This window comes from Paenibacillus sp. CFBP 13594, assembly GCF_014842675.1.
GTDB classification, from domain to species: Bacteria; Bacillota; Bacilli; order Paenibacillales; family Paenibacillaceae; genus Paenibacillus; species Paenibacillus amylolyticus_B.
Genome location: NZ_JACYVQ010000001.1, coordinates 561,383 through 583,359, shown reverse-complemented (window position 1 = coordinate 583,359; position 21,977 = coordinate 561,383). Strand labels below are relative to the sequence as shown.

The 21,977-nt window shown below is 43.7% G+C and carries 19 protein-coding genes; 6 read left to right on the top strand and 13 right to left on the bottom strand.

What is annotated here, in order from left to right:
* Positions 1-205 precede the first annotated feature (205 nt).
* Positions 206-1,183, bottom strand: a complete 978-nt coding sequence (locus IFU39_RS02780) for a hypothetical protein (protein ID WP_206759543.1) — start codon at positions 1,181-1,183, stop codon at positions 206-208.
* Positions 1,184-1,940: 757 nt separating this feature from the next.
* Positions 1,941-2,624 carry a hypothetical protein gene (locus tag IFU39_RS02775; RefSeq protein ID WP_091019534.1) on the bottom strand — a complete coding sequence of 228 codons (684 nt, stop codon included), beginning with the start codon at positions 2,622-2,624 and terminating at the stop codon, positions 1,941-1,943.
* Positions 2,625-2,797: 173 nt separating this feature from the next.
* On the opposite strand from IFU39_RS02775, the gene IFU39_RS02770 reads away from it, so the two are divergent.
* Positions 2,798-2,977: a hypothetical protein gene (locus IFU39_RS02770; protein ID WP_192131151.1), complete on the top strand. Its 180-nt coding sequence runs from the start codon at positions 2,798-2,800 to the stop codon at positions 2,975-2,977.
* Positions 2,978-3,781: 804 nt separating this feature from the next.
* Here the strand turns inward: IFU39_RS02770 and IFU39_RS02765 are convergent.
* The 6 genes from IFU39_RS02765 to IFU39_RS02740 form a co-directional block, all read right to left on the bottom strand.
* Complete coding sequence (locus IFU39_RS02765; RefSeq protein WP_192131149.1) at positions 3,782-4,030, bottom strand: hypothetical protein; 249 nt, start codon at positions 4,028-4,030, stop codon at positions 3,782-3,784.
* A 482-nt stretch (positions 4,031-4,512) separates the two neighbouring features.
* Positions 4,513-7,257, bottom strand: coding sequence for a CHASE3 domain-containing protein (locus tag IFU39_RS02760; protein ID WP_244660847.1), 2,745 nt, complete (start codon positions 7,255-7,257; stop codon positions 4,513-4,515).
* 178 nt (positions 7,258-7,435) lie between these two features.
* Positions 7,436-8,824, bottom strand: coding sequence for a class II fumarate hydratase (fumC, locus tag IFU39_RS02755; protein WP_105599071.1), 1,389 nt, complete (start codon positions 8,822-8,824; stop codon positions 7,436-7,438).
* 132 nt (positions 8,825-8,956) lie between these two features.
* Entirely contained in the window at positions 8,957-9,967 is a 1,011-nt protein-coding gene (locus IFU39_RS02750; RefSeq protein WP_047843331.1) for an aldose 1-epimerase, read from the bottom strand.
* Between the two features lie 179 nt (positions 9,968-10,146).
* Positions 10,147-10,956 (bottom strand): MBL fold metallo-hydrolase, encoded by an 810-nt coding sequence (locus IFU39_RS02745; protein ID WP_091019540.1) that lies wholly within the window; start codon positions 10,954-10,956, stop codon positions 10,147-10,149.
* A gap of 180 nt (positions 10,957-11,136) precedes the next feature.
* Positions 11,137-11,409, bottom strand: coding sequence for a hypothetical protein (locus tag IFU39_RS02740; protein WP_047843332.1), 273 nt, complete (start codon positions 11,407-11,409; stop codon positions 11,137-11,139).
* Between the two features lie 235 nt (positions 11,410-11,644).
* Here IFU39_RS02740 and IFU39_RS02735 point away from each other — a divergent pair, with 235 nt between their 5' ends.
* The 4 genes from IFU39_RS02735 to IFU39_RS02720 all read left to right on the top strand — a co-directional run bounded on the left by IFU39_RS02735 (position 11,645) and on the right by IFU39_RS02720 (position 15,971).
* Positions 11,645-12,877 (top strand): aminopeptidase, encoded by a 1,233-nt coding sequence (locus IFU39_RS02735; protein WP_091019542.1) that lies wholly within the window; start codon positions 11,645-11,647, stop codon positions 12,875-12,877.
* Between the two features lie 90 nt (positions 12,878-12,967).
* Entirely contained in the window at positions 12,968-14,200 is a 1,233-nt protein-coding gene (locus IFU39_RS02730) for an aminopeptidase (protein ID WP_091019543.1), read from the top strand.
* A 249-nt stretch (positions 14,201-14,449) separates the two neighbouring features.
* Positions 14,450-15,040, top strand: a complete 591-nt coding sequence (locus IFU39_RS02725; RefSeq protein WP_074095416.1) for an RNA polymerase sigma factor — start codon at positions 14,450-14,452, stop codon at positions 15,038-15,040.
* Positions 15,009-15,971: a hypothetical protein gene (locus IFU39_RS02720; protein WP_206759542.1), complete on the top strand. Its 963-nt coding sequence runs from the start codon at positions 15,009-15,011 to the stop codon at positions 15,969-15,971. Before IFU39_RS02725 ends, IFU39_RS02720 begins: the two co-directional genes overlap by 32 nt.
* A gap of 2 nt (positions 15,972-15,973) precedes the next feature.
* On the opposite strand, the gene IFU39_RS02715 is transcribed toward IFU39_RS02720, so the two are convergent.
* A complete protein-coding gene (locus IFU39_RS02715) occupies positions 15,974-16,453 on the bottom strand; it encodes a hypothetical protein (RefSeq protein WP_146118057.1) in 480 nt (159 codons plus the stop codon).
* Between the two features lie 265 nt (positions 16,454-16,718).
* Here IFU39_RS02715 and IFU39_RS02710 point away from each other — a divergent pair, with 265 nt between their 5' ends.
* On the top strand, positions 16,719-17,363 hold the full coding sequence (locus IFU39_RS02710) for a hypothetical protein (RefSeq protein ID WP_192131147.1): 645 nt from the start codon (positions 16,719-16,721) through the stop codon (positions 17,361-17,363).
* 69 nt (positions 17,364-17,432) lie between these two features.
* Here IFU39_RS02710 and IFU39_RS02705 read toward each other — a convergent pair whose 3' ends face one another.
* The 4 genes from IFU39_RS02705 to IFU39_RS02690 all read right to left on the bottom strand — a co-directional run bounded on the left by IFU39_RS02705 (position 17,433) and on the right by IFU39_RS02690 (position 21,886).
* Entirely contained in the window at positions 17,433-18,749 is a 1,317-nt protein-coding gene (locus tag IFU39_RS02705; RefSeq protein WP_091019552.1) for a hemolysin family protein, read from the bottom strand.
* 372 nt (positions 18,750-19,121) lie between these two features.
* Positions 19,122-20,705, bottom strand: a complete 1,584-nt coding sequence (locus tag IFU39_RS02700) for a sigma-70 family RNA polymerase sigma factor (RefSeq protein WP_192131145.1) — start codon at positions 20,703-20,705, stop codon at positions 19,122-19,124.
* Positions 20,706-20,929: 224 nt separating this feature from the next.
* Positions 20,930-21,388 (bottom strand): spore coat protein GerQ, encoded by a 459-nt coding sequence (gene gerQ / locus IFU39_RS02695; protein WP_373419893.1) that lies wholly within the window; start codon positions 21,386-21,388, stop codon positions 20,930-20,932.
* Between the two features lie 75 nt (positions 21,389-21,463).
* Complete coding sequence (locus tag IFU39_RS02690; RefSeq protein WP_091019611.1) at positions 21,464-21,886, bottom strand: cell wall hydrolase; 423 nt, start codon at positions 21,884-21,886, stop codon at positions 21,464-21,466.
* Between the last annotated feature and the right edge of the window lie 91 nt (positions 21,887-21,977).

Genomic DNA, 21,977 nt, shown 5'->3' with positions numbered 1-21,977 from the left:
AAATAATTGTACGTAAAAGTTTCACACTATTAAAATACACCTGCATTAATAAATGCCACATATTCCTCAAACGTATTTGAAAATATTGCAAAATGATGATTTTTCAAAATGTACCTCGCAAGATTATATATTAACTATCAGTGTTGTTCTGGCAGGATGTATGCTGTTTAACCATATATAGGCTTGAAATATTACGTGCTCATAACTATAACGAATCTGCATCACGTTTGGCCCTTTGATATTCTCTTTCATCTCGAACTGCTCGATTCCATTCTGATTGCGAATACTTAACATTATAATTAGCTTGTTTTACAAACTTTTCTTTTGAAAAATTGGCCTGTTTCCGTTTTTCCTCAGCTGTATCATATGCCTCACTTTTTAATCGTTCTTTCTCTTTGTGTAAATTACTTTCCCCAATATTCCATCCGGTACTATGGTTTGGATTCCCAAACATTGAGACAGTCTTATCCAGTAAAAACAGCAGAGCGAATACAATAGTACCACCGACCATAAATAAGAAATCAATGACCTTAAGACGCAACATTCCTCCCTTCAAGGAAGATACACTTCCCTTTCTTAATAACTTCAACATTCTAGCTTTATCTTTCTGTCTTAGAATTCCTCCATCATATTTTCCTGCCTCTATCTCTTCAATCAATCTTCCGTTTGTATTTGTTACACGAACCATAACTTTATTGATCAACTTTGCTGATATTACAGCAAAGACTATTGGAATAATGAATGTAATAGCTAGATGTATGAAAGCATCCCATACATCAGATACTAGCACTTGAGATGCATACGTATTAGTTAAGTTAAGTAGAAGAGACAGAATAATAAACCCACATACAGTTCCATACATACTATGCCATTTGAATTTTTTTTCATCATCAAAGGAGATGGGTTGCCTTTTAAACTTATTCGTAAGTAGCTTTACAACTAAAATACTGATAAAGCCAGCGGGGATTACAAATATCACACCATAAATACCAAGTGAGAAATGATTTGTATGAGAAGTGTATAAACCTCCTTCAAAAATCACCTCTTGAGTCATTACTCGATTGATCAATTTATTGATTGCAATGGTCAAAATAACCGTTAGGATAATTACGGGTAAAGTCTTTCCCTTCAAAGTTTCCTTCATTGTCCATTTGTTCATCTCTTTCATTCCTTTACTCATCATCTAGGTTTCTAATTAGCAACCAAGATAAATATAGATTCTATTATCGTCCTCTTTGTTAAAGAGGCTTCCTATTCGATTACTCTAGTGCATTTTTGTTCATGAAACCATCAACCTTACATCCTTTCTGCTATTGCGGTTAAAACTAGTTTCTTGACTACCTCAAATGTCGTATGTACTTATTGTTCAGTATTTTACTATGCATAGTTATATAAAACCTAAATACGAACAAATCCACGTGCAAACCCCTATCTCGGGAAAAGTACGCACGGCGGCGATGTCATTTAACTTTATCGTGTCGCCGGTCGCTTGAAATTCTCTCTTGGACCGTAAACACCATCACCCTCATGTGCTACTAAGATAGTACCGAATTTCACACTAATCAACAAAAAGGTGACTGTTATGGATCGTCCTGTTGTCTAGCTCTAGTTCAGAAAAATGTTTCTCCGAAAAAGTAAAATGCTCCTTTGGATGCGGTAAAGATACCTAATTAATGCAACTATTTTGCGTTCTCCCCCCCTTAATTACAATCCAATACCAACTCCAGGGATAATAATGTATATCGCTAACCACAAATCGATAAGGTTAATGCGTACGACGGGTTGTTTACTTTAATAGTGACAACCCAAGCAGTTCCATTAGATATCCCCCTTCTTATTTACTATTGATTAAGAAGATAACTTGATCTACTTATGTATGTAATTTGCATAGATCGTAGTCTTTTTTGAACTTTCATTAAAAAATCCCCCAGAAGGGGGACTTATTTAACCTTTGTGAAATCTACTTTATAGGTTACAGACATTTCTTTACCTGCATACATATAAACTAGCTCAGCTGGCTTGCTAAAATCGATTTTAGAATTATCAAAACTTGCATGTAAGACTGACACATATGCTGGAGCTTCTGGCCATGATCCGCTCATTGAGACATCGTCCTTACCTCTTATATCTTTTGGTTGATAAACTTTACTCCCTTGTTTCAATACCACCTTAAGATTCTTTGTAAAAGTAATACTATTGCCATACGTACGTAGCTCGAAATCTAATCTATTCAAACCTTTGTAGAGTGCTAAGAACTCTTTTGCATCTTTTAATGTATATGTATCATAATCGTTAAACTTTAGAAAAGAGGCTCTAACTATATTATAATATGGGGAAGATACCCAGACATCTGGTTGCCATATTTCAAGTTTATCAATTGAAATCTTTAATTTTTGCTTATTATTGAAATCAATTACGGCATCATATCCTTTTTTGCCTATTGCAATTGCATTTTTAAGTTGCTGATCTGATAAATTAAAAATACTAGATTTGACTTTATTGCTTGCTTTCTGTTCTGTTGTGCTCGTAATTTCAATGTTACTTGTGGTTGTATTACTAGCTGCCATGGCCGATCCAGAAAATAGTGTTGACATAATAAGCAATGAGACTAGTAACTTTTTCATCTGATCCTCCAAATATAGGTATTTAGTATATTTTATCCTATCTGTAGATGTAGGTAAATGGTTTTATTTTAGATAATACTTTAGAACTACAAGATATTCTATTAGAAGGACTCTTTAATGCACAGTAGAATGCATTTTGGCAACTAAACAAATAAAGACAACTCTGTCGGACGATGGTCCCCTTCCCATCCAGATCTGCTCCGTTTGCGGACATCGGGTTGGAAAGAGAGAACTACATATCCGAGAGTAAGGCTGCACCAGCTGCGGCGTTCATCATGACCGCGACCGTCAACGCGAGTTTGAACATTCGAGATGAGAGCCTGCGCCTGATACGTCTGACTCCCTCCGTTTAACGAACACCGAACCGCAGGAACGGCAGGGATCGCTTGGCCGAAAAACCTAACCGCTGCTTGAATCTATGCCATGCGGGTCAAGTAAGGTTTCTTCCAAAAAGCTCCGACTTCTAACAATAGTTAAGTCGGGGTATTTCACCAACTGGACAGTTAAAAGCATAATTTTCTTCTCAAACCCACCGCGCTCATCTTGTTAAGGTACATCCTTGGATGGCAGATAAGAGAAACATGAGGACCTCCGTTTTTGTTTTTTTGATATTGTAGAGTAGTCTTTTTTCACCTAACTAAGAACATTATATTGTATCTATAATAATCTGGAAGTTGGAATTTGAACTGCTGAGTTTATAACAAACACTGCCTATTGAAGCTGTAGCCCACTCCTCGGTTATAGCCGAAGTTCATCTCGTTCCGGACTGAATCGATAAGATGATTTTTTCGGCTTCATCTCGAGTAATATATAAACTTTTGTCTTTATGGATTGAATTTTGCTAGTAAAACAGCGCTAGGAGTTTTTACATTGGCATACACCTTTACTGTCGCTTCAACTCCGTAGAGTTTAGCCAAAAGGACATGAATCTGATGAATGGCTAGTGCTGTCTTGTTAAACTTACTTACGGATTTTCGTAATCGTGTACGGCGTTTAATGTTGATATTACTATCTCTTGATCATGTTCTTGTCCCTCGACACGTCAACAAATTATCACTTCACTCTTTCGGAAATGCTTTTACTTATTTCTTCAGGATTTTCAACACCAATGATCAACTTTGATATTTTGAACATACCAACTTTCAAGCTATTCAAATCTAAATGAAGAGTTTCAAGCTCATTTTCAAAAAAGTGGAGTTGAAACCACCATTTGATCTAAATAACCCATTTCTCTTTTCTCCTAATAAAGCACCATATAGTTTAAAAGCTTTGGGTATTGGTCTACCTGTTGTTATTCCCTCGATTGAAGAGTATGGAATTTGCAACCCTTTATCTAATTTTAAAAAGGGTGAGTTTCCAAAGTCGATATTTACGTAGGTTTCCATTAGTTGAATTTTACGTTCCATATTTTGATTCCCCCATTTTCTTTTCAAATAATCCATTTATTTCATAACCCATAATTACATATAATACTACAGATACCTCTTTTATTCATGAAAGTCTAAGCACTGCCCTCCGCGCCTTCGCGGGATACGTCCTCCTTTTTATATTCCATTTCCAATCATTTATTAAAGAACCTACGCGTGTAGCATGTAGTGCTTAAACAGGGACTTATCTTTAACCTAAACACTAAGAAAATACTATATTTTCACTGGACAATTAGTTTATTTTTCCTACACATTTGTTAAATGAAATTGCATGAAATTTAGTTAGGTGTTTATCTAATCAGTAATCCTGCTCATGTTCTTGTCCTTTTCGGCAATCGGGACAAGAACTTGTACCGATAAAACAAAAAAAGCCGCTAAATTAGCGACTTCACTAGGAATATGTTCTTGTCCCTCGACAATCATCGTAGTGTCAGTGTAAATAACTTTTAGTTCAACTACGATCAGATTTCCATGGTTTCGTGATTCATCCATAATTTCATACGGGATAATACATCTTTGATATTCAGTGGTTTGCTGAGATAGTCCGAAGCACCTGCTGCAATACATTTCTCCCGATCCTCTTTCATGGCCTTGGCTGTCAGCGCAATAATCGGAAGCTGAGTCAGACCAAGTCGTTCACGGATCTGGCGAGTTGTCTCATAACCATCCAGTTCCGGCATCATAATATCCATCATGATGATATCAGGCTTGACGCCTCCACGCTCCAACAATTCCAGACACTCGTACCCGTTCTGGGCTGAAATGACATTCATACCGTATTGCTCAAGAGCGTTAGCCAGCGCATATACATTTCGTATATCATCATCAACGACAAGTACTTGGCGTCCGCTGAGCAACGCTTCTTCCAGAGGTGTCAATAAAACATCCGATTGTTCGGAAGTTATTGTAGGAAGCTTATTGACCTCAGGTGTAGTGGTAGCCACCTCATTCAGGAACAACCGCGATGCATTCATAGTCTCAGGTTCATCTCTTCGCAGTGGCAGGAACAGCGTGAACACACTGCCATGTCCTTCACGACTTGTTGCCGAGATTGAACCACCCAGCAAAGTCGCAAGCGATTGAGAGATCGACAGCCCAAGTCCCGTTCCGCCATATTTACGTGCCGTAGCCCCATCCGCCTGTTTGAATGCATCAAAGATCTGCAGAAGTTTGTTTTCCGCAATGCCAATCCCTGTATCACTGACGGAGAAAGCAATCACGTCGGTCTCTTGGTCTTTCAATTCAGGATGAGCCAGACTCATTTTGGAGATGGTTAAGGCAACTTCACCCTCACTCGTGAACTTGAATGCGTTCGAAAGCAGATTTCGGAGAATCTGGTGCAATCTCATCTCATCCGTCACGATGGTTTCCGGTAAAGGACTTTGGAGCTGAATCCGGAAATCTATTTTTTTCTGTTCCGCTGTTTTCAGGAAATACTGGTTCATGACTTCAGGTAGACTACCCAGATAGACATCATCAAAATCCACTTCCATCTGTCCGGCTTCCACCTTGGATAAATCCAGAATATCATTGATCAGATTCAGCAAGTCCTTACCAGACTTGTGTATGACCGAAGCATAGTTCTGCTCTTCACTATTCAAGTGTTGGTTTTTATTTTCAGACAATATTTCCGACAAAATCAACATGCTGTTAAGCGGTGTCCGCAATTCATGGGACATGTTCGCCAAGAATTCGGATTTGTACCCCGAGCTTGTTCGTAACTGATCTGCCACAACTGCAAGTTCATCGGCTGATGTCTCAGCAGCGCTCTTCTGTATTTCCAAGCGTTCATTAAGCATATGAAGTTCTTCGGTCTGCATTTGTAGTTCCTCAGTTTGAGACAGCATTTCTTCGGTCTGAGACTGAAGTTTCTCCGATTGTGCCTGTAATTCTTCATTCAGAACTTGTGACTCATCATATAACTGCTGTAATTCCATGCGAGTGACAGTCGAGTGTAAAGAAACACCAAAAATGTCCGTCAGTTCTTGCATCAGCCTCATATCATTCTCTTGCAATGGCTTCATTGAAGCAAGCTCAATGACCGCAATCGTTCTGCCTTCGAAGAGGACCGGTACTACGGTAAGTGATGTGGCAGATGTATATCCGAGACCCGAAGAGATTCGAATATAGTTCTGTGGCAAATCATTCATACGTAAAACTCGCTTCTCCACAGCACTTTGACCTACCAGCCCCTCACCCGGGGCAAGCGACACTTTACCGAGCGAACGTTCTTTCTCTCCATCCGCAGCATATGCAGCCACGCGCAGCAGTCGATTGTCTTTCCAGTAATATAAGACGCTATAGGGAACTTCAAACAACATGGCAAGCTCGCTCAGGAACAAGCGTGACAATCCCTCCAGATTGGTCGGGTTCTGTAAGAGTGTCGCAATGCCTGTGATCTGGTCCTTGACCCGATTCTGTTCCTGTACTTCATCCAGTAATTTGTTGGTTTCGTGACCCAGGTCCCCCACTTCATCATGTGTCCGCACCTGAATTCGCTGCTTCAGGTTTCCACCTTTGGAGATATCACTGATGGTTTGCATAACATCTCGCAACGTTTTGACGATATTTCCTGATATCACAATCGCAGCTGCAATGGATAACGTTGCAATAATCCCCCACAGCGTATACATAATCGTCAACAGCGTGGAGCTGCGTCTGGCAAGTTCACTAACCCTCGCCTCGGTCAGCGCGATCTCTGTGTTACGGAAGGTTGTAAGTTGAGAGCGCAGTAGATCAATTTCTGTTTTACCCGGATCAGATTGAAAGAATGCAACAACTTTGGCTTGGTCCCCTTGCTTTTTCAACTCCACCAACGGCTCCCCAGCAATCTCGATCCATCTCGTAATATGAGCTTTGATGCTTTGCAGACTCTGCTGCTGCGAAGGATTGTCACTAATGAGAGCATTCAACTGATCATAGTTGGAACTCCACTGGGATAGGCCTTGGGAATAAGGCTCCAAGTAACTTTCATTGCCTGTAATCATGAATCCACGCTGTCCTGTCTCCATGTTCAAGACATTTTTTTCAATCGCGTTGGTCAGATTATGTACTTCCAGATCATGATGAGAGATAAAATCATTTTCCTTCTGTAACACATTAATTTGGGCCGTAAGCACTAGCAGAACAACTCCAAATAAAAGCACAACCACAAGATAGCCCAATAGAATTTTGGAGCGTATCGTAAATCTTCTCGTTTTAGACAACGCGGAAACCTCCAAATATATACGAATCCCATTCAATTATATTAAAACTGGTGCATATGTAGTTTATATGGATACGTATAGTCTGACAAGCTTTAAGTTCATCGGTAAGCATAAGAAAAACGACCTGCTTGTGCAGGTCGTCCTCTTCAGTGATCTATATTGCTCATTTGGGCTGATTTTAGGCCTTTGGAGCGATCATTTTGGCCGGATCGACATATTGATCAAATTGCTCTTCGGTAAGCAGGCCCGTTTGTAACGTCGCCTGTTTCAAAGACAAGCCTTCTTTATGTGCAAGCTTCGCAATTTTGGCTGCATTCTCATAACCAATATGCGGATTAAGCGCGGTAACCAGCATCAGCGAATTGTTCAGATTATGTTTAATCTGATCCAGGTTAGGCTCAATGCCTACGGCACACTTGTCATTAAACGCAATAATGGAGTCCGCCAGCAGTTGTACGGATTGCAAGAAGTTATAGATGATAACCGGTTTGAATACATTCAGTTCAAAATTACCCTGACTTGCCGCGAAACCAATCGCTGCGTCATTACCCATGACCTGCGTAACCACCATAGTAATGGCCTCGCTCTGAGTTGGGTTGACTTTACCCGGCATAATGGAACTGCCTGGCTCATTCTCAGGAATACGGATCTCGCCCAATCCACTGCGAGGGCCACTGGCCAACCAGCGGACATCATTGGCAATTTTCATCAAATCAGCTGCAAGCGCTTTAACGGCACCGTGCGCATATACAACTTCATCATGACTTGTAAGGGCATGGAATTTGTTTGGTGCAGATACAAAATCTTTCCCCGTATGTTTGCCAATCTCCTTGGCAGTGAAATCCCCAAAATCCGGATGCGCATTAATGCCCGTTCCGACAGCTGTACCGCCGATCGCAAGCTCCTTCAGGTACTGCACACTTTCACGGATCATACGCTCACTCTTGCCCAGCATGGCTTCCCAACCACTGATCTCCTGGCCAAGCGTAATTGGTGTTGCATCCTGGAGGTGAGTACGTCCAATCTTGATAATATCCTTGAATGCCTCCGACTTGTCTGCAAAAGTGGCTTTTAATACCGCAATGGCAGGCAAGAGTTGATCCTCAACAGCCAGAACACCTGCGACATGCAGAGCCGTTGGGAATGTATCGTTGGAGCTCTGGGACATGTTCACGTCATCATTTGGATGCAGACGCTCTTCCTTACCCTTTTGCTCCAGCAGTTGGTTCCCCAGATTGGCAATCACTTCGTTCACGTTCATATTGGATTGTGTTCCACTTCCCGTCTGCCATACTACCAGTGGGAAATGGTCATCAATTCGGCCTGCAATAATCTCGTCTGCTGCATAAGCAATAGCATCGGACTTAGCCGCAGATAATTTACCTAATTTATGGTTACTGGCCGCAGCACTTTTTTTCAAAATGGCAAGGGCACGGATAACTTCCATCGGCATATGTTCACTGCCAATCGGGAAATTCTCCTTGCTGCGCTGCGTCTGAGCTCCCCACAGCCTGTCGGCTGGTACTTTCATTTCGCCTAACGTATCTCTCTCAATGCGGTATTCCACTTGCTTGTCCTCCTCCAAAAAGATGGTTTGGGTCTCTACAAAGCTTGTGTATCTCGTCATATTATACATGATTTACGAGCAGGTTTTCACCTTTTCGACAAAATTGTAAGCGCAGCGCAAAATGAGCGTGAATTATTTTTGTGACGCAATTGGATACAATCGGCTGCTCTGTTCGAATAGTTCACCTGGTTCCAAACCGATCAATCCGATTTCTTCTGCAGGTATGCCTTCAACATTAGGAGCGTTAACCAGGTTCATCTGTGGTTCAGGACAGAAGAATTCGCCACCCATGTTATTGTTCCAGATCATCCAGTGCTTGTAGGAGGTACCCACATCGTATACCAGTTTGTCTCCAGTACGGTGATCCGTAAGTTCCATATAGTTACGTCCATTCTGCGGCTCCGCAGTGTAATGATTATCCATGGCAGCAAAGAACGGACTAACACCGTCTTTTTTCAATTGTTCTTCCTCAGGTGTAAGCGGTTGAAATTGTCCTGTTGGCAGAGAACGCTCATTCAATTCACGACGTTGTCCAATCGTAACTTTGGCCGTGTAATCCGAGGCCTGACTGTCCGGTGCAAAAGGTACAGCAATCGCCGTGTGGAATGCAAACAAATTCGGCATATATTCAGTCCCGTTGTTGCGGACGATCAATTGTTGCTGAAGTCCTTGGCTACTCAAAGAATAACGGAGCGTCACTGTGAACGTAAACGGCAGGTACTGATGGAATGTATGCCCTTCTTTCACGTCCTGGCTAAGCAACACATAACTCTCCAGCTGATCCGAACCGTATCCCTCAACCTTCCACTCGGCATCATGCAAAAATCCATGCAAATGGTTACCTGTAGCCGGTTCGTTCACAGGCAACTGATAAACTTTACCATTCCAGGGGAAACGTCCATCCTCATAACGGTTTGGTGGAGAAAGAATCGGAATTCCATAGACCGCAGGTGCAGCCATAAATTCATCCATCTGATCCTGATTCGGCTCTCTCAAGTAACGGAAACCCTTTTCTGTATCACGAAAAGCAACGAGGTTGGCACCCACGCTAGGAATAACTGCCGCTTCAAACTGATTAAAACGAAGCCAAACGGCCGGAATCCCTCCAAATTGTTCTTCAAATGCTGCATTTTGCTGTGTCATCGTTATATGTACCTCCTGCATACTAAGGTTATATTATACGGCTCGACTATATCATGCCCGAGCGCAAAATACCAATCTATGATAGAGAACAAATTCATAATAGAAAAACAAAAAAGACAGGAAAAAGACAGCTGCAATACGTTACGGCTGTCTCTGCTGTCTTTCATATGATGGTTCAATTAATCCACATATTTTCCTTGATCCGGCACAGTGCTCTCTTCAAAGTCCAGATCAAGTCGCTTCAAGGATGCACTCAGCATATCTCCGCTCAAGGCATGCCCATGCCCGGTAATCGCAAGTTTCGGTTCCAGATGCCTTATATGCTGGACAGATTGATGAGCAGCCTGCCAATCGGTTGTGAAATAAGATGGTGGGCCATGCAACTGTTTGTCCTGAAGCAACACACTCCACAGCGACTCCTGCTTCACTGTGATGATTGCGTCTCCCGCAATTAACAAACGGTCTGCTTCCCGAAACAGCGACACATGTCCAGGCGTATGACCTGGCGTGTGCACCCATTCCCATCCTGAGACGCCTGGAACGGAATGATCTTTGGGTAAACTGAATATCCGATCATCCAGATTGATTGCCTCATTGGGATAAGCGAATGACAACCTGGACATCAAACCTCCACCTACAGAAGGATCCGCTGGCGGGTAATCTTTTAATCCCGTTAAATACGGAATTTCAAGCGGATGAGCATACACTGGCACACCCCAGAATTGTTCCAGTTCAATAACGGTCCCTACATGGTCGAAGTGGCCATGCGTCAATATGATCGCAGACGGCGGACCTTGAAATCGTTCTGTTGCAACCTGAACAATATGATCTGTGAACCTCGCCATTCCGGTGTCCACGAGGACCCAGTTCCTGCTTCCTGGCTCTCCGATGAACACGACATTAACGAATAGTGTACGTAGACTGAGAATATCGGGCGCGACTTCTTCAAGTCCCGTCAACCCTTCTGTAATCAGATTGTCAGATGCCATTCACGGTTACCTCCCATTAGGCGGATTGTCTCTCTGGTTCCATTCATCTCGTAGACTTCCCTTTTCTGGATCATCTATTCAACATTTCCAATAAAATAGACGGTATACACCCTGTTTCGGGCATACACCGTCTAGTATAGTCATCGACACAACACAATAGAACAAGAACATCTCGGCTAGTTAAGCCGGAAATGCCTCCAAAGCAGCATCGAGCAATTGATTGTACAGATCGTCATCATTTTCAAGCAACTCGTCCATACGCAGTAACTCTTCTTCATCACCGGATTGCTCCGTGAAATGCAAGCTATAGTCCCAATCTTTTCCGTTCTTGCTCATGAAGGTAATCTCATATACTGACTTTTCGCCTTCTGTGCGGTAAACGGTATTTCCCACGTATCCTTTTTCACCTTCACGGCGCATTTCAGCACTTATAATTTCAATATTCACAATCATTCTCTCCTTTAATCTTTCATCTACAGGCGGTCTCCAACATTTCTGGTAAACCTAGTTTGGTAATTATTATTGGTTAATTGTACAATATATAACGTAGCAACGTATACCTTATACAATGAAGGAACCATTCTGAGTCCTTACATAGTTGTAATGAGGATTATAAATACGTGTTTGACCAACATCTATAATAGCCAACAAGCTACGATATTATTATCACATTGGAGGAAAAAATAGCATGAATACTTTTGAAACGAATCTTCAGCAATATGCTGAACTGGCTGTACAAGTCGGTGTCAATGTCCATCCAGGACAGACACTCGTGGTAAACGCTCCAATCTCGGCAGCACATTTTGTACGACTGATTGTCAAAGCAGCTTACGGTAAAGGTGCGAAATTGGTCAAAGTAAACTGGAGCGATGAAACCGTTACACGTCTTCATTACGATCTTGCACCTGATGAAGCCTTCTCCATTGAACCGAAATGGTTTGCAGCTGAAATGACTGAACTCGTTGAAGAAGGTGCCGCTATTCTGCACGTCATCGCTGAAAATCCGGATCTGCTGAACGGTGTAGCTCAGGAACGGATTGTTACCAGCCAAAAAGTGCGCGGCAAAGCGCTCGAAAAATATCGTTCTTATCAGATGGCTGACAAATTCAGCTGGTCTATCGTAGCCGTTCCTTCTCCGGAATGGGCAGCTAAAGTGTTCCCGGATCTTCCAGAAGCACAACAAGTCGATCGCCTGTGGGACGTCATTTTCAAAACCGTACGGATCGGTGAGCAGGATGCTGTTGCCGAATGGAAAACCCATTTGCAAAACCTAGATTCCCGTGCTGATCTGCTGAACAACAAGAAATACAAGAAGCTTCACTATACAGCTCCAGGCACAGACTTGACCATTGAACTTCCAGAAGGCCATATCTGGGTATCCGGTGGAAGTGTGAATGAGCAAGGACATGTCTTTATTGCGAATATGCCTACCGAAGAAGTATTCACAGCTCCGCTGAAAACGGGTGTTAACGGTGTAGTCCGCAGCACGAAACCACTGAGCTACGGCGGCAACCTGATTGACGGATTCTCCCTTACATTTGAGAACGGACGAATCGTAGATTACACCGCTGAACAAGGACTGGATGCACTCAAAAACCTAATCGAGATGGATGAAGGTGCACACTATCTGGGTGAGGTAGCCCTCGTTCCACATCAGTCACCAATTTCCGATACCAATATTTTGTTCTATAATACTTTGTTTGATGAAAATGCCTCCAACCATTTGGCGATTGGTAATGCCTATGCCTTCTGTCTGGAAGGTGGTAAAACGATGTCCAAAGAAGAATTGATTGAACGTGGCATGAACTCCAGTCTCACTCATGTTGACTTCATGATTGGATCCGGAGAAATGAACATCCACGGTGTGACCTCCGAAGGTGCGGAAGAGCCGATCTTCCTGCAAGGAAACTGGGCATTTTAATCCCGTTTGATGTGATTTAGGAGAGAGGAGATTACTCCTCTCTTTTCCTGCGTCAACAGGTCAAAAATTCAACAATTGGAGGGAACTCACATGTTAAGTTTTGAACAAAAAATGGATCGTTACGCTGAACTGGCTGTAAGAGTAGGCGCTAACGTGCAACCAGGACAAGTATTTGTCATCTCTGCGATGATTGATACCGCTGAATTCGTACGTTTGCTGGTACGCAAGGGGTATGAAGCTGGCGCCAAGCAGGTGATTGTAAAATACGGAGATGAAACCGTCAATCGATTGCGGTTTGAGATGGCCCCTGAGGAATCCTTCCAGGAGCCGCCGAAATGGCATGCAGCGGAGCTTGAAGAACTGGCGGCCAATAATGCAGCCTTTCTAACCGTATTGTCATCCAGTCCAGACCTGATGAAAGGTATTGACCCGGAGCGGATTTCCACCCATCAGCGTACATTTGGTCAGGCGATGGCCAAGTACCGTCAGTATCAACAGGCGGATAAAATGAGCTGGACGGGTGTGGCTTGTCCTTCCCCCGATTGGGCAGCCAAAGTATTCCCGGATCTCCCGGCAGCCGAGCAGGTTAGCCAGCTGTGGGAAGCCATTTTTTCTGCAGTGAGAGCCGATCTGGAGGACCCTGTAGCGGCTTGGGAACAGCATATCGAACGACTGGAGACCAAAGCCGTTGCCCTGAACAACAAGAAGTATCAAGCATTGCATTTCCTCTCACCGGGGACGGATCTTACTGTCGAGCTTCCAGAAGGTCATATCTGGGCGCAGGCAGGTAGCGTGAATGAGCAAGGCACCCCTTTTGTCGCCAATATTCCAACAGAGGAAGTATTCACTGCTCCAGCCAAACATGGCGTTAATGGCAAAGTGTCCAGCACCAAACCACTCAGCTATGGCGGCAGTATCATTGATCGTTTTTCACTCACATTTGAGAACGGACGTATCATTGATTTTCATGCCGAAGAAGGTCAGGATACGCTGGAAAGACTCATTTCCATGGATGAAGGATCTCATTACCTCGGCGAAGTCGCTTTGGTTCCCTTCCATTCACCGATCTCTGAGAGTGGTATCCTGTATTACACTACATTGTATGATGAGAATGCATCGTGCCATCTTGCGATTGGCAGTTCCTATGCATTTAATATCGAAGGGGGCAAGACGATGTCTCCCGAAGAACTTGCCGCTCGCGGCATGAACTCCAGCATTACTCATGTGGATTTCATGATGGGCTCTCCCGAAACGGACATCTACGGTATTACGGCAAACGGCGAACGTGAAGCCATCTTCCTCAATGGAGACTGGGCATTCTAACAGATAACGGTTGATTTCTCCCCCGTTATATATTTTCACTGAAACTGTCATCCAGGCTGTCTTGCAACCATGTGTTCATGGTTGCAAGACAGCCTTTTTATTAATTTTCAGCAAACTGTCCTGGAGGCTGCACACGCTCACTCCATCTGGTTTTTCTCGGACCAACCTCCCATTGTATCGTTTCCATATTATGTTGTAAAATGTAATGATACCAATGTTTGTGGATTGTTCACCAGAAAGGAGAACATCATGGCCAATCGGCTCCAGTTATTACTAGCCTCAGATTTCCATAATTTAGGCTCTGCACTTCAAGAAGAAGTGTATTATGAATATTATAATATGGTACATGGTCTTATCGTTTATATCATCAAGGAGCGTGCTGCAGCAGAAGATATTATTCAGGAAGCTTTTATCAAAATCATTAAAAACAAACCCATCTTTGAAGACGAGGTCAAACTGAAAGCCTGGCTCAAGGTTGTCACACGGAACACAGCTATTAATTATCTGAGAAAAAATAAAAATAACCGTAACCAATTGGATACGGATAGTGTTTTTATAGATATGGAGACGATGAATCAGACGGCAGCTTCCGTGGAAAGCATGGTAGAAACGCAGATGATGGAAGAGTCCATTGAATATTATCTCGGACAGCTCAAACCGGAATATCGTGTACTGGTGGAGTTACGGTGGAAAAAAGGTCTCTCCTACCGAGAGATGGCCGAACTGCTGGATACCTCCGAAGACATTGTGAAGCAACGCTTGTTCAGAGCCCGTGGCAGTATCAAGAAGAAATTACATAAGGAATGGGGTGGAAGCATTGAGCAAAGGCAAGTCCGATAAAAACGTGGAGCAATACGATTCAGAGCTGGAAGACGAATATTTCGACGCTGCGTTTGACCTAGCTTTTGATGAAGCTTTCCATCAGGCCGTTTCTGCCCCTTCCGCCTCCCATACCGAATCTATGCAGCAATCCTGGCAGAAGGTACAACGGGAAATTAACAGAATTGGTTTACGTAAAAAAAGAATACGTACCTTGCGACTTTCAGTTGTCGTAGCTGCGTCCGTGACCATCGGAGCCGTTATTTTCAGCCTGCCATCCGGTACGCAAGCGGTATCCCCTTTTGTGCAATCCATCAAAGATTGGGGTAATGGCATGAAATCCATTATCATCGAGGATCGCACGACCCATCTGGGGGCTGATCCATCAACAGCCAAAACGCCTCCACCACCGGAAACCAGCTTAGACGACATTCTTCAATTACAAGAAGAAGAAGCTCTTAATACACCTTCGTATGAGTTATCGAGCCATCTGCTTCGTCCAGTACTTGTTACGGAAGAGATCGCACGCGAAGGGTTCATGGGTGACTTTCTGTTATCCAAGGCCATTCCCGAGCGATTCAACAAGGTCAAATTCGAACTCGTGCTTGATACTGAAAACCCTGTGAATCCAGACGATTATTATGAGTCCACACAAATGAGAGTTCAATATACCAGTGAAGGCAAGAGCATAGAGGATGAGATCATCCAGTTTGATTATGTCTATGTCATGCCTGGGGAGAAAATTGAAGGGGCCATGCTTCGTGATATGAGCACCGTAAAGCTGGCGGATGGCTCGGAAGCACTGATGTATATCGGCCCACCCTATAACTCTTTTCAGTGGATGATGGGTTCCAACAATATGAGTCTGTTTGGAACCCTTTCGGAAGAAGAAATGACTGCGATTGCCAACGATTTTCAAGAGCAGAAGTTTCCCGGCAGCACCCGTCGATAAGATCAGAATAACACAGTGCCAGAGACATGTTTGCTTGTTTCCGTGGTACTTCCATCATACGCTGTATGAATACTGGTAACGCGATAATAATATCCTGGCATAACGGTCCAATCCGATGCGGCATTCAGTAAGTTTGTATTCGTTGCATTGTTGGAATTCATTTTAAAAGTTACCCATGCTGTTCCTGTCCAGCGCTCGAGTCGATAATCTACGGAAATTGTCTTCATTGCTGTATATGTCATGGTCTTGGTATTGACGATAGCCGATAGTCCACCCCCAGGAATGACTGCACCGACCGCTTGATAGATATGTCCAAGTTCTCGAGTGTTAGCAAGCGAATGGATGGATGGTTCCGGCGGAGGTGGGGGTGTAAGAGCACCAGAGGACACGTTGATCATCGGGCTTGCAAAGGCTGGTTCGGACGTAGGTATAGCTAGGATTGTTGGCACCATTAACAAGGCAACAAGGGTTATTTTTAGCATAGATGCTGCACTCTTTGTTTTCATTTTCCGCATATTGATCCATCCTCCGGTTCCATATTTGATTTTGTGTAAGGGTATAAACGGACGGATCGGGTGACAGGTTTCAAAAAAAATTAGACGCTCCGATGTTTCTGTCGGCAGCGTCTTTTATCTTTGCATGCATCTCCAGCATGGTTGAAACCCCAATTATTCCAGCCCGTATGTATTGGGTAATGGATTCACGAAACCATATTAACCAACAAGATTTGCAAATGAGGTATATAACTTGAGTAAGCTTCAATCCAAATCCAAAAGGCATCGTCAAAGCTCCAATCCGAATGAACTACACATCGAAGTTTCCGGCTCGTTCAAACGTTGGCTTATTATCTTGGTGAGTGCGCTTACCGCAGGGACCTTAATATATTTCTTGGCTACAGCTCGGGAAAGCTGGATAAGCATGGGGATTGACCGCTATGTATTGCCCTTTATGATCTGGGGACTTGTACTGTCCCCCATCCTTGCTTTTCTTTTCCTCAAGCAGAGCGGACGAACCCTTTCCCATGTCAAATTTTTACGTGTTTTCGGGATTGCTTTCTGCCTTCTGCCTCTGGTACTTCTGTTTTATGTGCTACCCGTAACACTTCGCATGGTGAATGATCACTTAACCCAGTATAAACAAAATCCGGTGTTATCCACCACTAAGGTGGGGGGCTACAATTCCTACGAGGTTACTTTCGTTGACATGTACGATATCATCACGATAAAGACACCGACGACAACCAAATCCACTCGAAAAAAGCTGAATATCCAGCATGATCTCGCTCCTGGAGAGAATGTTTATGTTACTTATAAGCGAATTTATATCAAAAATAGCTTGGTTACAGAGAACCGTTACGCCGATATTGTCATTCACGCACCCCAAGAATCATGAGCATGCAAAGAAGCTGTACGATGACCATTACGTCACCATACAGCTTCATTTGTACCGATTTCGATCTGGCTATGCGCCTTCTTCTTCAACCAACAGTTCCAGCTTAATCACATTCACTCGGGAAATTCGCTTATGCTCTGTCTCTTGAATGACAAATACATAACCCCCATACTCAACCGATTGACCAACCTCAGGTGGAATGGCATCTACTCTGGAGTATAACCAGCCCCCGATGGTATCGTAATCGGCACGATCCATCTCCAGTCCGAATCGTTCGCTGACTTCTTCAATCAGCATCAATCCATCAATAGAGTATTCCATCTCATCCACTTGCTCAATGGCAGGACGCTCATGGTCGAATTCATCCTGAATCTCGCCTACGATCTCTTCCATGATATCTTCAAGTGTGACAAGCCCGGAGGTTCCGCCGTATTCATCAATCAGAATCGCAATCTGTGTCTTGCTACGCTGCATACGTTTGAGCAGATCACTGATTAGCGTGGTATCTGGCACAGCCAGGATGGGCCGGATCACGGAGATGGTATCCGTAAGTTGGGATCGCATCAGATCCTTAATGTGAATAAAGCCGATAATATGATCCTTGTCTCCGTTATATACCGGATACCTTGTTCGCATACTCTCACTGGCAATCTCCAGATTCTCCAGCATGGACTCATTGGCATTCAGACAGATCATTTCCGTCCGTGGAATCATAATTTCACGGGCAGTTGTATCCGTAAAATCAAATATATTATCAACAAGTGCTAATTCAGTGTTGTCAATTAAACCGCTCTTATTGCTTTCTTTCATCAGAATACGTATTTCATCTTCGCTATGTGCCGAGTCCATCTCCGAAGCTGGTGCCATTCGGAACAGTCTCAACAAGCCGTTAGCCATACCGTTCAGTGCCCATATGAATGGATACATTAACTTGTAGAAGAACGTTAGCAAAGCCGCAGACCACAACGTGATCGTCTCAGACTTTCGAATCGCCATCGTTTTGGGAGCAAGTTCTCCCAGTACGATATGCAAAATCGTAATAATCACAAATGCAATGGCAATAGAGATTCCATGAACGTAGACTGGTCCCAGTCCAAATGCGGTAAACATGGGCTCTAACAGATGTGCAATTGCCGGTTCTCCCAGCCACCCGAGTCCCAGTGAAGCCAAAGTTATACCTAGTTGGCAAGCTGACAGATATGCATCCAGATTACGTACGATATTGGAAGCATAGATGGCATTTTTGTTGCCTGTTTCCACCAAAGCCTCAATCCGGCTTCCACGAACTTTCACCATCGCAAATTCCGCCGACACAAAGAAACCATTCATTAATACAAGTAAACCAATTATTACTAAATTTAAAATACTCGGTAAGGGGTCACTCAAATTTTCATCCTATTTGCCGTATTCTTCGGCAAATAGGTCCACCTCCTTCGAAAATGTAGGATATTTGCCATTCTGCCGTTCATATGCAATTTCAACTTCCCAATGCTTCCACCTCCACCTTGTTCTGTCGAATAACAAAGATATGCTTCTTTTATTATATAATTCTACACTACACAGTCAATCCGTGTCCTATGACAACGAAATGGCACAAACGCCTTTTTTCTTTAACAAAAGTCTCGATTACGCTGTTTTATTTACATTTCACAAACATTGGTTTAAGGAAACCAAAGAGAGCATCCTCGCTCATGCTTCCGCATGGCTGGACACTCTCTTTTTGCAATACTGTTATTTTCTCCAGATTCTATCCGCTAATTACGATGTCGACTCAATGTCCACTACGGTTTCCGAAGCGGGGTTCCAGCGCCACTTGGTTTGTTTCCCGCTTGGGTTATGCAATCCACCGATCCAGAATTCATCCTGCTTCAGCAGTGCCCAATCGACTTCTCCATTCAACACCTGAATTCCGAGTTCCGTTAGTGACAGGACTCCGTCACGGAATTTTTCATCATGCTGCTTGAAATTAGGGAAAGTGGTTGCACCGCTCATCTGAAGAAGGGCATGAGGTCCTTCTGTCATCCGCCTCAGATATGCCCAGTATTCAAGATCACCCATCCCAAGAATATGCAGCTTGTCCCCTACCTCGCGAAATAATGGATACGGATGCTCCACACCTGCTCTAATGGTCGCTAGTGTTGTCTGCTCAATGAGCCCCAGACCGTTCGATACAGATGGCAGACGGGACAAATGTGCCTTAAAGGCAGCTTTCGCAAAGGGTAGCGCAGAAGTGTCTGCCTGCAAGTAATCCAGATGATGCCGGAAATCAGTCGACGTATAGGCTTCCCAGAACTGTGCACCGGCTTGTAACTCGTTTTTCTCAATCACATGCCAACTGCCGGACAGACGTTCAATCTGTGTGGAAGTAAGCTGTCCCAGTCCTCTAAAATGCTCAATCTCTGGATACGAGTCAATGCAAAGCAGATTCAATTTCGTATTCTGGAGTGCTTGTCCTCTGAAATAATGCAATAGGTAAGATAACATCGTCTGATCATAGAGATCGTATTCGAACCATAAGACAATTTCCTTGTATTGTTGAAACGAATGCAACTTGCGTTCAAGCTCCTCAATCTTCAAGTATTCCGTCTGTGGAATGCCCAACTGCTGCTCTAACACGGATGCCCGATTCTGCTGCTCCTTCGTACCTCCCATCTCTTTGGCTACCGGGCCGAACGTATACAACTCTCTCCATACCAGGATGTCTCCCTGAATCCCACTCTCTCTTAAACGATTGGCAGCGTGATCCCCATTCATAATGTGTAACAATCCTTTTCCCCCTTCATACAAGTCACTGAATACAGAGACCAGATCCCTTACAGGCATAGAACGCTTGAGTTTGGATCGGGCATCGAACAATCTTTTCTTTAATGCAGGTACCTTGACCCCGAGGAAATCCGATATTTCCTTGAGCGAGTATCCTTCCAAATAAAACAGTTCAACAGCAATCCGCATCGATGATGGCAGTATTGCAATGGAATTACGAAGCGTACGATGCATTTCATTTTGCACCGCTTGTTTTTCCGGATCATGCGCCTGATCCTCTTCATGGAATACATGCTCCAGCTCCTGAACTGGAATCATCGTATGCTGCTTGCGTCTTAGCCAGCGATAACACTGCCTCTCCACGATCACCTTGAACCACCCGGGAAAAGCCTCAGGAGCTTCCAGCTTGGACAGATTGCCAAAGGCTTCAGTAAACGCCTCCTGTACGACATCTTCAGCCCAAAATGTATCTCCTAAACGATTGTAGGCAACAGCAAGAGCCATCCCGCGATATTGAGACATCAGTTGTGCGTAAGCTTCGGTTTCGCCCTTCATCGCTCCTTCAATCCATGAATTCAATGCTATGGACTCCCTTCATATAAGCATGCTGCTTGTTCTATTCATGTATAAGTGCCATGTTATCGCCAAAAGGTTACGTATGACTCTAAACTATAGTAACCTTCGTATATATGTTTATGTAAAAAGCTGTCCTGTCTGCGGATTACCTCCACATTCAGGACAGCGAAGTAAATCATTATGTGTTAAACATGTCAATTATCATTCAAAATGATGCGGGCCAATGATTATCTGCTTGGAGCTTGCGGGTAATTGCCTACCACTCCTGGATATTGATACAACAACGGCTCATCAAATGTAGCATAGTCAAAGTTGACCATCAACAGCATGATCCGTCTTCCAGTCTTCGGATCGCTGATAATAATATGGTCACGGCCCGCTGCTTCAATAATACCTTGGAATATGCGAGCATTCCATTCTTTGTTACCTTCGTATGTCATGTAGAATGTACCGAATTTACCAAGGTTCAAACGTAGAATATTCTCAATGTACGATTGCTCAAACTGTGGAGCCGTTGTCGTAACTACAGCACCCGTAGGTGTCATTGGACTTCCGCTGGATACGAGTGGCGGTACACTAGTCGAGCTAGGGGATACCATCCCTGGTGTTGGCGACATGGAAGGCATTCCGTTACCGATTTTGTATGACGTACCTTGAACCTGAGAATTGGCTTGTTGACCCAACACAGAATTCGCTTGCTGACCCAGTGTTTGAGTCATTGGTTGATAAGGCTGATTAATCATAGTGATTCCTCCCAAAATTTAATATACTTCCGGACAATCGTCGCCTGTCGGACTGAAGAAACAATGTGCTTTGAAACGTCCTGTATTTTGCTGGTCATACCACGTTGGTGGGCAGTCGCCCACAGGTCGGAAAAACCACAATGAATTGCTCGCTGGCCAGATGCGCTCTCCATTGATCACCCGTTGTGCGAGACGAATCTCGGACTGTCTTGCCCGTTGGTAAAAGTACCCCTTCTGTGTTGACTCGTAGCCTCCTGGATTCTGGAATACCATACGATTGATATCGCGAATATCCTTAAAGTCCAGACAATCCGCCAACACCCGGTTCACACCTACATTGCCCACAAGCAACATGCCCTGTTCGCCGTCACCTTCAGCCTCTGCCCTCATGAGCCTAGCCAGCAGCTTGACGTCCTCTGAGTTGGCTTTAATAACAGCCATAGTCTGTTTCCTCCCTTGTTTCAGCTGTTCATCACCGTACATCGTATTGTGCAGGAGCCCATTCGGTGACACGATTCCATCTTTTTTCCAT